Origin of the sequence: Parashewanella tropica (assembly GCF_004358445.1) — a bacterium.
GTDB lineage: Bacteria > Pseudomonadota > Gammaproteobacteria > Enterobacterales > Shewanellaceae > Parashewanella > Parashewanella tropica.
This window is the reverse complement of the sequence record NZ_CP037951.1, coordinates 2,972,472-2,984,561: the sequence shown is the minus strand read 5'-3', so window position 1 is coordinate 2,984,561 and position 12,090 is coordinate 2,972,472. Positions and strand designations below refer to the sequence as shown.

The 12,090-nt window shown below is 40.7% G+C and carries 10 protein-coding genes and 6 tRNA genes; 11 read left to right on the top strand and 5 right to left on the bottom strand.

Features of this window, described 5'->3' with window-relative positions:
* The first annotated feature begins 2 nt into the window (after nt 1-2).
* From E2H97_RS13080 to E2H97_RS13040, 9 genes are all read left to right on the top strand, one after another.
* On the top strand, nt 3-455 hold the full coding sequence (locus E2H97_RS13080; RefSeq protein ID WP_425466790.1) for a regulatory protein RecX: 453 nt from the start codon (nt 3-5) through the stop codon (nt 453-455).
* A 236-nt stretch (nt 456-691) separates the two neighbouring features.
* Nucleotides 692-3,316 (top strand): alanine--tRNA ligase, encoded by a 2,625-nt coding sequence (alaS, locus tag E2H97_RS13075; protein ID WP_133407539.1) that lies wholly within the window; start codon nt 692-694, stop codon nt 3,314-3,316.
* A gap of 497 nt (nt 3,317-3,813) precedes the next feature.
* Complete coding sequence (csrA, locus tag E2H97_RS13070) at nt 3,814-4,014, top strand: carbon storage regulator CsrA (protein ID WP_121838400.1); 201 nt, start codon at nt 3,814-3,816, stop codon at nt 4,012-4,014.
* Nucleotides 4,015-4,280: 266 nt separating this feature from the next.
* Nucleotides 4,281-4,372 (top strand) — tRNA-Ser (locus E2H97_RS13065).
* A 23-nt stretch (nt 4,373-4,395) separates the two neighbouring features.
* Nucleotides 4,396-4,472, top strand: a tRNA-Arg gene (locus E2H97_RS13060).
* Nucleotides 4,473-4,500: 28 nt separating this feature from the next.
* Nucleotides 4,501-4,577 (top strand) — tRNA-Arg (locus E2H97_RS13055).
* A gap of 39 nt (nt 4,578-4,616) precedes the next feature.
* Nucleotides 4,617-4,693: transfer RNA gene (locus E2H97_RS13050), tRNA-Arg, on the top strand.
* A gap of 22 nt (nt 4,694-4,715) precedes the next feature.
* Nucleotides 4,716-4,792: transfer RNA gene (locus E2H97_RS13045), tRNA-Arg, on the top strand.
* Between the two features lie 17 nt (nt 4,793-4,809).
* Nucleotides 4,810-4,901: transfer RNA gene (locus tag E2H97_RS13040), tRNA-Ser, on the top strand.
* 158 nt (nt 4,902-5,059) lie between these two features.
* On the opposite strand, the gene E2H97_RS13035 is transcribed toward E2H97_RS13040, so the two are convergent.
* A complete protein-coding gene (locus E2H97_RS13035) occupies nt 5,060-6,889 on the bottom strand; it encodes an ABC transporter ATP-binding protein (RefSeq protein ID WP_133407538.1) in 1,830 nt (609 codons plus the stop codon).
* Between the two features lie 76 nt (nt 6,890-6,965).
* On the opposite strand from E2H97_RS13035, the gene E2H97_RS13030 reads away from it, so the two are divergent.
* On the top strand, nt 6,966-7,484 hold the full coding sequence (locus E2H97_RS13030) for a methylated-DNA--[protein]-cysteine S-methyltransferase (RefSeq protein ID WP_133407537.1): 519 nt from the start codon (nt 6,966-6,968) through the stop codon (nt 7,482-7,484).
* On the opposite strand, the gene E2H97_RS13025 is transcribed toward E2H97_RS13030, so the two are convergent.
* Complete coding sequence (locus E2H97_RS13025; protein WP_133407536.1) at nt 7,461-9,752, bottom strand: ankyrin repeat domain-containing protein; 2,292 nt, start codon at nt 9,750-9,752, stop codon at nt 7,461-7,463. The genes E2H97_RS13030 and E2H97_RS13025 overlap by 24 nt on opposite strands.
* Before the next feature lie 184 nt (nt 9,753-9,936).
* Here E2H97_RS13025 and E2H97_RS13020 point away from each other — a divergent pair, with 184 nt between their 5' ends.
* The gene (locus tag E2H97_RS13020; RefSeq protein WP_133407535.1) at nt 9,937-10,500 is read left to right on the top strand and encodes a PhnA domain-containing protein; all 564 of its coding nucleotides are present in this window, start codon (nt 9,937-9,939) and stop codon (nt 10,498-10,500) included.
* A gap of 18 nt (nt 10,501-10,518) precedes the next feature.
* Here E2H97_RS13020 and E2H97_RS13015 read toward each other — a convergent pair whose 3' ends face one another.
* Genes E2H97_RS13015 through E2H97_RS13005 form a run of 3 tightly spaced genes read right to left on the bottom strand, consistent with a single transcriptional unit; the run spans nt 10,519 to nt 12,054 of the window.
* On the bottom strand, nt 10,519-10,740 hold the full coding sequence (locus E2H97_RS13015) for a hypothetical protein (protein ID WP_133407534.1): 222 nt from the start codon (nt 10,738-10,740) through the stop codon (nt 10,519-10,521).
* A 50-nt stretch (nt 10,741-10,790) separates the two neighbouring features.
* Entirely contained in the window at nt 10,791-11,498 is a 708-nt protein-coding gene (locus tag E2H97_RS13010) for a DUF3379 family protein (RefSeq protein WP_133407533.1), read from the bottom strand.
* A complete protein-coding gene (locus tag E2H97_RS13005) occupies nt 11,491-12,054 on the bottom strand; it encodes a sigma-70 family RNA polymerase sigma factor (RefSeq protein WP_133407532.1) in 564 nt (187 codons plus the stop codon). Before E2H97_RS13005 ends, E2H97_RS13010 begins: the two co-directional genes overlap by 8 nt.
* Between the last annotated feature and the right edge of the window lie 36 nt (nt 12,055-12,090).

The following is a 12,090-nucleotide window of genomic DNA, read 5'->3' as shown; positions in this document are numbered from 1 at the left end:
CAGTGTCTAACACACCAACAGCCAAATCCTACGCGGTCAGCTTATTAGCTGGCCGTGATTATTCCCGCAAACAAATCCACGATAAACTCGTCAAAAAAGACTTCGAGCTTACAGATATCGAGATTGCCCTCGATGAATGTGAAGCTAGTGGCTACCTTAATGATTCTCGTTATGCAGAATCATTGCTGAGAAGTCATATCTATAAAGGTCATGGTGTAATTCGAATTCGCCAAGCCATGTCACTTAAAGGGCTATCTTCTGAAGTCATATCACAAGCGATAGAAAATTCAGATTGTGACTGGTTTGAACTTGCCAAAGAAAAAGCAATGAAAAAGTATGCGGGAAAACCGGCAGCAGGTTACAACGAGAAAGCTAAACGTATTCGCTTTTTATTGGGACAAGGATTCGATTACGAACAAGCCAATTATGCCTTGCATGTGAGTGAAGACGATTAATTCACTTTGATTATTTTCTCTAAACACACCCTAATCAATGAGTATATCGAAATTGATTTAAAGCCCATTTTAAGCTCTTTATTAAGCAGTTGCTTATTTTTTAATTCAAACCTTTTATAACATGTATTTCCGGTGGTTATCAGTATATAATCACCGCATTTCACTGTGGGCAAAAGCGAATAGAACAAAAACGTTGTCGCTTGCTGATTTAATCTTTCCAATTTCAGGACGAGTTCATGTATCAAACCACTGCCGCGCTTAGAACCGCGTTTTTAGAGTTTTTTGGTCGCAATGGTCACCAAATTGTCGATAGCAGTTCGTTGGTTCCGCACAACGATCCAACATTATTGTTTACCAATGCTGGTATGAACCAGTTCAAAGATTTGTTTTTAGGGCAAGAGAAGCGTTCTTATACTCGTGCCACTACATCACAGCGATGTGTACGTGCTGGTGGTAAACACAACGATTTGGATAATGTTGGTTACACCGCTCGTCACCATACCTTTTTTGAAATGCTGGGTAACTTCAGTTTTGGTGATTACTTTAAAGAAGATGCCATCAATTTTGCTTGGACGTTTTTAACTGAAGAGTTAAAGCTTCCAAAAGAAAAGCTTTGCGTTACGGTTTATGAAACTGATGATGAAGCATTCAGTATTTGGCGTGATAAAGTTGGTGTACCTGAAGATAGCATTATTCGCATTGGCGATAACAAAGGTGCTCAATACGCTTCTGACAACTTCTGGCAAATGGGTGACACTGGTCCTTGTGGTCCATGTACAGAGATCTTTTATGATCACGGTGAACACATTTGGGGTGGTCGTCCAGGTACTCCAGAAGAAGACGGTGATCGTTTCATTGAGATCTGGAACCTAGTATTCATGCAATACAACCGTCAACCAGACGGTACGATGGAGCCACTACCAAAACCATCTGTAGATACAGGGATGGGGATTGAGCGTATTGCTGCCATTTTGCAAGGTGGTCACTCAAACTACGACATCGACATTTTCCAGAAATTAATTGCTAAAGCAGCGGAACTTACTGGTGCAAAAGATCTCGAAAATAAATCACTTAGAGTCATTGCTGATCACATTCGTTCTTGTGCATTTTTGATTGCCGATGGCGTAATGCCATCGAACGAAGGTCGCGGTTATGTTTTACGTCGCATCATTCGTCGTGCTGTTCGTCACGGCAACAAGCTTGGTGCAACAGATACTTTCTTCTACAAGCTCGTTCCTACCTTAATTGAAGTGATGGGCGATGCTGCAAATGGATTAAAAGAAGTTCAAGCGATTGTTGAAAAAGCCCTGCAAGCGGAAGAAGAACAATTCGCACGTACTCTTGAGCGTGGTCTGAATATTTTAGATGCAGCTCTTAATGAGTTAGACGGTAAAGTTTTAGATGGTGTAACCCTATTTAAGCTTTATGACACCTATGGTTTCCCTGTCGATTTAACCGCTGATGTTTGCCGTGAGCGTGAAATTGATGTAGATGAAGCCGGTTTTGAAGCTGAAATGGCGAAGCAAAAAGCGCGTGCGCAAGCCGCTGGTCAATTCAGTGCCGATTACTCATCAGCGATCACTCTTGAAGAAACGACCGATTTTACAGGTTATGAGCTATTGGCTGATAACAGTAGTGTGATCAAACTGCTTAAAGAAGGTGAAGAAGTTTCAGAGTTATCAGCTGGTGATGAAGCCATTATCGTATTGGAGCAAACGCCATTTTATGCAGAGTCTGGTGGTCAAGTTGGTGATAGTGGCATGCTAACTGGCGAAGATTTTGAGTTTGAAGTTAAAGATACTCAAAAGTACGGTCAAGCCTTTGGTCATATTGGTAAGCTTGTTTCTGGTTCTGTAAAAATGGGTGTTAGCGTAGCGGCTCAAGTTAATAAGCAACGTCGTCATCGTACTCAACTGAATCACAGTGTGACTCACTTATTACACGCTGCACTTCGTCAAGTATTGGGTACGCATGTAACTCAGAAAGGTTCATTGGTTGACCCTGATAAATTGCGTTTTGACTTCTCTCACTTTGAAGCTGTAAAAGCTGAAGAGCTGGTTGAAGTTGAAAACTTAGTTAACCAACAAATTCGTCGTAACCATGAGCTTAAAGCAGAAGTGATGGACATTGATACGGCCAAAGAAAAAGGCGCAATGGCTCTGTTTGGTGAGAAATATGATTCTGAAGTGCGTGTTGTCACTATGGGGGATTTCTCTATCGAGCTTTGTGGTGGTACTCACGTTGGCCGCACGGGTGATATTGGCTTATTTAAAATCACTCAAGAATCAGGCATTGCTGCAGGTGTTCGTCGTATTGAAGCGGTAACAGGTGCTGCAGCCATTGAATTGGTTAACGCTCAACAACAAGCATTATCTTCTGCTGCCGCTTTATTAAAAGCAGAACCGAATGCATTGGTTGCAAAGCTTCAAGCTCAACTTGATAAAGCTAAGTTACTTGAAAAAGAAGTGGCACAACTTAAAGGTAAGTTAGCCTCGGCAGCAAGTGCTGATTTAGTCAACGAAGCCGTCGAAGTAAACGGTATTAAAGTATTAGTGAAAAAACTTGAAGGTGTCGATGCAAAATCGCTTCGTGATCTTCAAGATCAACTAAAAACCAAACTAGGTACAGGTGTAGTTGTATTAGGTATTGCTGGTGACGCTAAGGTGAACCTTATCGCTGGTGTGAGCAAAGACCTAACCGCTAAAGTGAAAGCGGGTGAACTTGTAGGTATGGTTGCTGGCTTTGTGGGTGGTAAAGGCGGTGGTCGCCCTGACATGGCACAGGCTGGAGGTAGTCAACCAGAAAACCTAGATAACGCACTAACTAAGGTATTACCTTGGTTAGAGGAACGCTTGATTTAACCTTTGTTAATGCTTCTTATAAACAATAAATAATGCGCTTTTAAAGGCGCATTATTTTTGAAGATATAAAATTAAGAAGAAAGCCGTTAGAAGTCAGGTCTTATATCTTACTGAACCAAGTGAGGGATTAGGGGTTAAAAAGAGACTTCAATGGTTAATGAGAGCTCAGTGGACCGCTTGTTCAAATACAGCTTTAATATGCTGAACCTGAACATAAAGTTGCTGAAAATCAGAATGCTTGAGCGGATATCTTGGGGATAGAGGGTATTCATGTTAGGTTTAGGACGACTTTTTATAAGCATTATTTAAATAGTTAGCAGTTGTTTGTACGGTAAAATCAAGTCGAGTATTGAATTGCTCATTTGCTTACCACAAATCGCCATTTAATGACGTTTTCTCAATTGAACACTATTAATTTAAGCCAAGCTGACCTTATAATAGGCGGAAATCGGAGATGTGCCGGATGTACGCTGTAATGGAAAAATAGGAGCGATCGAATGCTGATTTTGACTCGTCGAGTTGGTGAAACATTGATGATTGGTGATGAAGTCACCGTCACAGTACTAGGTGTAAAGGGTAATCAGGTACGTATTGGTGTTAACGCGCCAAAAGAAGTCTCTGTACACCGTGAAGAAATTTACCAACGCATTCAGTCTGAGAAAGAAAATTCATCAGAGGATAGTAACGGCAATTTCTGATAATAGGGATTTGCAGTTTTGAAGGCCAGCTTTTTAGCTGGCTTTTCTTTTTTGGGCTTTATGAAGTAAACCTCCCTAGATCTTTTATTTATTAAAACTCAGCGTTTCTGATCAAAACCTACCTAAACTGGCACTTTTCATACATAATTTACTACTGATTAGCATAACCCTTCGACAATGTGATTAAAAACAGGGCAGTTGGATCGACATAAATAAAAAGGGTTTGACTTATTTCCTTCACACAGTAATATGTGCGCCAAGAAAACGGAGAGGTGGCCGAGTGGCCGAAGGCGCTCCCCTGCTAAGGGAGTATGGGCTTTATCTCCCATCGAGGGTTCGAATCCCTCCTTCTCCGCCATTTTCTTGTTAGATATTTTTGATGCGCGTGTAGCTCAGCTGGATAGAGTACCTGGCTACGAACCAGGCGGTCAGAGGTTCGAATCCTCTCACGCGTACCATCAAATCTAATATGAACTTGAATTCGATGCGCGTGTAGCTCAGCTGGATAGAGTACCTGGCTACGAACCAGGCGGTCAGAGGTTCGAATCCTCTCACGCGTACCATTCAATTTCATGTTTATATCTAAATTAGTAAATACCGATGCGCGTGTAGCTCAGCTGGATAGAGTACCTGGCTACGAACCAGGCGGTCAGAGGTTCGAATCCTCTCACGCGTACCATATTTACTTACTTTTTATCGATGCGCGTGTAGCTCAGCTGGATAGAGTACCTGGCTACGAACCAGGCGGTCAGAGGTTCGAATCCTCTCACGCGTACCATAAAGTAAAAGTACCACGGAGAGGTGGCCGAGTGGCCGAAGGCGCTCCCCTGCTAAGGGAGTATGGGCTTTATCTCCCATCGAGGGTTCGAATCCCTCCTTCTCCGCCATTACTTTTACCCATTCTTATGTATCTTTTTTCTAAATCTTCTTTTTAATTTAATTATCTTTATTTCTCAGATTATCTGATTTTTTATCGGATAAAGAACAATTGTGTAAACGTCAACAGAAACGCACATCCTTGTGCTCACGATTGTGACATTCTTAACTAGTCAACCCCTAAGAACCCACCAGTTTGATGTGCCCACAGTTGCGCATAAATACCACCAGACTTGATGAGTTCAGAGTGAGTGCCTTGTTCAACCACTTTTCCTTCATCTAATACGATAAGTCTGTCCATTGCTGCAATGGTCGAAAGACGATGTGCAATAGCGATAACCGTTTTGCCTTCCATTAATTGATATAAGCTTTGCTGAATTGCGGCTTCGACTTCTGAATCTAAAGCCGATGTTGCTTCATCTAATACCAAAATAGGCGCATTTTTCAATAGTACTCGTGCGATAGCGATACGTTGACGTTGTCCGCCAGACAATTTAACCCCTCGTTCACCGACTAAAGCATCCAGTCCGTGATTACCTTCAGGATCTGATAGGTCGCTGATAAAGCTATCGGCTTGTGCTTTAGCAATGGCTTCAAGTAATTCCTCTTCAGTTGCATCGGGTCGCCCATAGAGAATGTTCTCTCTAATGCTACGGTGTAATAGAGAAGTATCTTGCGTTACCATACCAATTTGTGAGCGTAGCGAATCTTGAGCTACTTGGCTGATATCGGTGTTATCAATGCAAATTTCACCTTCTTTAATATCATGAAAGCGCAGTAAAAGATTTACAAGGGTCGATTTACCGGCACCAGAACGCCCAACTAATCCAACTTTTTCACCAGGCTTGATGGATAAATTAAGGGAGTCGAGCACTCTTTTTTCTTGATCGTAATGGAATTGTACTTGGTTAAAGTCAATTTGCCCTTGGGTGACGTTCAGCGCTGGGGCGTTCGGGATATCGACGACCTCTGTCGGCTTCGATAAAGTCTTCATGCCGTCAGCCACGGTGCCTATATTTTCAAACAAAGCACTGACTTCCCACATGATCCATTGCGACATACCGTTAAGCCTGAGTGATAAGCTTACGGCAATGGCTATGGCACCCACAGTAATCGCGGCTTCTTTCCAAAGCCAAATTGACAGTGCGCCGATGCTGAATGCTAATACATAATTTAGCGTTTGTACGCCCACATTTATTTTAGTGACTAAGCGCATTTGCTTGTATACGGTTTTTAAAAAGCCATCCATTGAATCCTTAGCATATTCAGCTTCATTTTCGGTATGAGCAAACAGCTTTACGGTGGCGATATTTGTGTAGCTATCGACCACTCGGCCTGTCATGGTAGAACGTGCGTCAGCTTGCTCTGTAGAAACTTTTTTTAATTTCGGAACCAATAAATATTGAATACCAATGTAACAACCAAGCCAAACAAACATAGGTAACACTAGACGCCAATCAGCTGAAGCAATCATCACCAACATAGAGGTGAAATACACCAGAATATAAACAAGCACGTCCAGTAGCTTCATTACCGTCTCACGAACCGCTAAGGAGGTTTGCATAACCTTAGTGGCGACACGCCCGGCATAATCGCTTTGATAAAAACTGATGCTTTGCTTAAGCAGGTGCTTGTGAGAAGACCATCGGATCGACATAGGGAAGTTCCCCATTAATCCTTGATAAACGATGAGTCCATGCAGAAGAGATAAGGCTGGAATGACGACCAGCGTCAATAGCGTCATTCCTAATAGCTTCATTCCTTCTTCTTGCAATAAAGTGTCAGGGTTTTTAGTAACTAACCAATCGACGAGCTGTCCCATAAAGCCAAAAAGAGAGACTTCTAAAATCGCAAGAAAGGCTGTAAGAATGGACATAACCACTAATTGTGAACGATAGCCCTTGGTATGGTGAAGGCAAAAAGCTAAGATGCCTTTGGGAGGTTGAGTATTACCTTCAATAGGTAGCGGATCTACCCATGACTCAAATCGTTTAAACATAAAAGTCCTAAAAAATGTACGAAAACGATTCAGCATACTGTAGTTTCAAAAATCAGCAACCACGGACGAAAAATAAATGATAAGTTTCGAAAAAATAAACGAAAAAACGCAGCTTAAACCTATTGTCAATAAAGTAGTTGATTCATCGATAGGTAAGATTTATTTAGCTGCAAATGTTTTTGGGATTTCTCATTTAACATTAAATAATCCCGAACTTGAATTTATGCAAGCAAGTGAAAATGAAATAGAAGCTGCAGAGCATCATATAGAAATGGCTTGTGTGCAGCTTAAGGAATACTTTGACGGGCTTAGAAATGAGTTCGATTTAGCTCTTGCACCACAAGGAACCGATTTTCAAAAACAAGTGTGGCAAGCACTATTGAATGTTCCTTTTGGTGAAACCGCTAGCTACAGCGATATTTCTGAACAAATTAATCGCCCTAAAGCGGTTCGTGCTGTAGGTGCTGCCAATGGAGCAAACCCGATAGCAATCATAGTTCCTTGCCATCGTATTATTGGAAAGAGTGGTAAATTAACGGGTTATGCCTATGGGTTAGAGCTTAAAAAAACGTTATTGAAACTTGAGGGCAAGTGAATAAAGCCAGCTTGGGGGTTTTAGCCTATCTCGTTGTTCAACTAAATATTTATAACACTCGGTATGCCCATTCTCCTTAGCGTATCCGGCTGGAGAGGTATCGTCAAAGGGATAAGAAATAAGTCTTTTTGTTAATCTTTTATAGGTAAGCTGTGGTTCAATAGCTTTAATTGCATCAGTTCTCCCATCCATAGCAAGGTAATGTAGGGGGTGCCAACCTGTGGATTCCGAAGCAACATCAAGTAATTCAGGGTGTTCAGTAACTAGAAATTGAATTACTTTGATTTTTCCTAATTGGCAAGCACGGTGGATTGGTAACGTATGGTATTTAGGAAGGTAAAGTAGTTCAGAATCAGCTCCCACTAAGTATTTTATCACATCCAAGTTACCATGTTCTGTTGCTAGATAAAGTGGGGTGGGGTGAGGATATGTTCGATGTTTTTCTGGTTGTCTTTCATGTAAGTATTTCACCACTTCAACATTTCCACTAGCGGCAGCCCAATGCAATGGTGTGTAGCCATCAGGGTCAACACAGCTTAAATCAATACCATAATCATCCAATGTTCTTACACTATTAAGTATTCCAGATCTTGCAGCCCAGCGTAGTCCTTTTTGCTTGATAACCTTAGGAATTTTATCCAAGAAATCTGTGGATAAATATTGATAGTCGCCAGGGCGTATATGCTTATAAAGCATACTGTTTGAATGGTCCACATTCAGGCTTAGGGCTTTTTGTAATATTAAAACTCGTATTTCAGCGTCATTGATGATCCTGAGACCATCAATAAGCTCCAATTCACTTTCACATGTTTGTACCCATTTTTGTGCTTGTTGCTTAAAGGCTTGGTCTGATTGAATTCTCAAATTGAGGCATAAAATTGGTTGTAACTTTAATACTTCACAACAGGAGTCGTTGAAGTCTTGGTAAGAAGTCGGTTTTGCTTGTAATGGTGTTCCACTTGTGAAATTAAACGCTTCAGTAAAGCTCGTTGCAATAAAAATACCTTGATGGATCATTGCGCAAGTATCTTGTAATGGAATTAAGGATACATCCACAGGTAAATCAGAAAGTTCTACGGGAACTAATTTGTCCAGTTCATTTGCAATCAAGTAGGTATAATCCTCTGATTGAAAAAAGATAAGGCCATCGACATCAGCCACTAAGATTTTGTCGGGAGTTGGAGGTAAGGTTTTAATCTGCTCAGCTTGAGTATCTCCAGGTGAAGCTTTTGTGTCTGGGGCTTGATCTTCTCGGGATAATAGTTCATTGACTACTAATGGTGAAATAAAGCATCGAACTAAATTACCAAACACCAACAACTTGGGGGTGGTATAACAAGCGACACTCCTACTTTGGCCTGGCAAACTTTCTAACCCTAGCTCGTTAACCATTAAATGCCTCAATTGCCATCTTTTGTTGAAATTATTGGGTAATTCATTGGCATAAATAAAACAATCGATAGCTAAGTTAAGTAGTTGGGTTTGCTCCTCGGTAAATTTAGTACAGTCTTTCGAATTTAGGGTGTGAAGCAAACGATGGTAATTAAACTCAACTTTAGGAAGCAAGCTTTTATAATTTGGATTTAACTGTAAAATTAATTGATGTATTTGTGCTTTAGTCAGTTTTCTTTTCCCTAGTTGGGCAACTAGGCTACTTATGATTTGTTGATTATTACTGAGGCGCTGGCTTGTCACAAAATCTTCTTTAATCCATGTTATTTGTTTTTTACTTTTTACATCGGCTTTAGCTTCGTCTAGAGAGGGTTGCTCAGTAGTTGTTTGTTGTGCAAATATTTCCTCACTTTGTACTTCTACTGGTGCTTTCTCTGATTCCTCAACGACTAAGTGCTCTTCTGATGTGGCTGTTTCAGCTTGCATTGTCGTTTTAGTCTCTAAAGAACTTTCCGATGCCTGTGTTGTTTGAACTTCTGCGGAAGCGATACTGTGAGGTTGTTGAGGTAGTGCTTCGTAACTACTTGGACCGTGAACGTAGGTGTAAGCTAAAGCCGAAATATTTGAAGCCGCATCTTGTACATCTTCTAATAATGCTTTTAGTTCTGTGTTGTCGTCTGTATTAGTTATTTGTTTATCTATAACTTGAATGAATCGACCATATAGGGCTGGAGGAATAAAAGGGACTTCTTCTACCAGTACATATTCATCAACTGTTCGATTTGGCAAATCTATCTCAACCCTTTCATTAGCAGGCTCTGGGAACAACTGGGTTACTGGGGTTGTTAGCGTTTGTACAGCAAGATCATGAGACATATTAACTATTTTACTATGTTAAATTTCAGTTAGTTATATCAAATAAACCTAACATGATTGGTTAATTATTTTTAATAGAAGTACATGAATGTACGAACCCTTTGAACTGTTAGCTATAAGCTATTTTCAAAGCTCGAAAAGTGATAGCATCGCCACATCTTTAAGTTTGATGTGAATAGTTTCAATGACGTTATCAAAAGAGTTAACCACTCGTTGTGGTGGTAAGTGTGAGTTGTGTAGTTCGGAAAGTGAATTGTCAGTGTTTGATGTATCTTCAAGTGCTCAGTCAGATACTGAAATCGCGCTTTGTTCTGTTTGTTCCGAACAAGTAGCCAGAACAGAAGGTTTTGACGTTAATCACCTGCGCTGCTTAAATGACAGCATGTGGAGCACAATACCAGCGGTTCAAGTGATGTCAGCAAGAATGCTTAATCGTCTAAGTAGTGAAACGTGGGCTCAAGATTTGAAGGATATGCTGTACCTCGATGAAGAACTACAAGCATGGGTTGATGAGGAAGCATCTGAAGATGACGATGATATCAAGCATGTGGATTGTAATGGCGCAGTATTAAATGCGGGTGATACGGTAGTTGTGATTAAAGACTTGAACGTAAAAGGTACCAGTTTTGTTGCCAAGCGTGGTACATCAGTACGTAATATCTCTTTAACCAACAACCCTGAACATATTGAAGGACGAGTCAACGGTACTCGTATTGTCATCCTGACTCAATATGTGAAGAAGTCTTAAAAAAGTAACTAGACAGAACTATTTATTAACGGCATCGAGTTCTAACTCGATGTCAGTGCAGCCTTTTTTGCAATAAATGCCCGAGCTTTTTGCTTTTTGGTCTTCAGGTAAAACGAGTTCTAAAGGTTGCTTGCATTCAGCACACTGACTGGGTTTACCATTTAGTACTCGTTTTATTAATCCTTTTTGCTGTTTAAAGGATTGGCTTGTGAGCTTATTTATACTTTCGAAATCAGTCATAACAATTTAATACTTGCAACAATAGGTGCATTATACGAAGTTGTTACGCGTTAAATAAAGGTATCTTTGATCTCTTTCTTGGCATAGTTCAAGTCTTGTTGCTCTTTACCAACCAAAATCATGTAATTACCATTTTGCTCAAAGGTCATGCCTTCATATCCATCTTTAGCAAAATTAGACTTGGCAATCATTCTGTCTTCATTCGGAATAATAAAGACAGTCACTTGTCCACCATCCTTATTTTGCATTACAAGGTGCATACCTTTAATGCCTTGGAAGTCGCAATATTTAGAAAATACCACTTGTCCGGGCTGTTTGGTGAAGTGTGCGCCTTTCAACCCTTTTATACCATCGAGTTCATGATTAATTTTGGCAAAACCAATGTCATTTTCTGTCGAAAAGCTCGCTGGCGCGTGATGTTGGTGTGCAATCGCATAGCTAGATAAATCTATCTCACCAGTGCGAAGCATAGTAAAGGTTACGCCTGCCACAAATGCAACTGAAGCAGCCATTGATACCAAGAAGCTCGTAGTACGTTTAACTTTTTGGTGATGCTTTAACTGCTGACGTAGTATTAAGCGTTCAGTCATACCTTCTGGTGTTGACACGTTTAATGCGTCAGCAATTTTGTTGTCTAATGACTTTAAATCATTAAGAAAATCATGTTTGGTCGAATCTGCATTTGCAGCTTCTAAAAAAGATTCGTCTTGACTATGCGGTTCAGCATAAGCTTTACGGCGAAATTCTAGCTCATCCATGCGATAGCCCCCTTTTTTCTGTTTTTTCAATAGCTTCTTTCAACTGATTACGCGCCCTAAAGAGTCGAGTCATTACAGTATTGCGATTTAAATCAAGAATGCTGGCGATTTCATCACCAGTAAAACCGCCAATAACTTGCAGTAATAGAGGTTCACGGTACTCCAACTCTAAACTACCGATTTGTCTTCTTAACAAGTGTTGCTCAGCATGTTGCTCATTTGAGCCTGAAAACACATCTTCAAGGTGATCTTGCTCAATATCGGCATAATCAAATTGTTTGCGTTCAAACCGACGAGCGTTCTCACGGCGTAAAATCGTGATCAACCAAGCCTTGGCCGCTTTGTCATCCTTTAGGGAGTCTAAAGCCTTCCATGCGCGTAAAAAGGTTTCTTGAGTTACGTCTTCGGCAATATGTTTGTCCCCGCACAACCAATACGCATAACGGTATATGTCGGTGTTTAGGGCACGAACTAGGCTCTCGTAACGGCGTTGTTTAGTAATCATGTCTATAGAGACCGTACTGTCCGCCTTTTTATTTCGAAAATGTTTCAACATTTTTTACATTCTTATCGGGCTGTCGCCATACTCCAT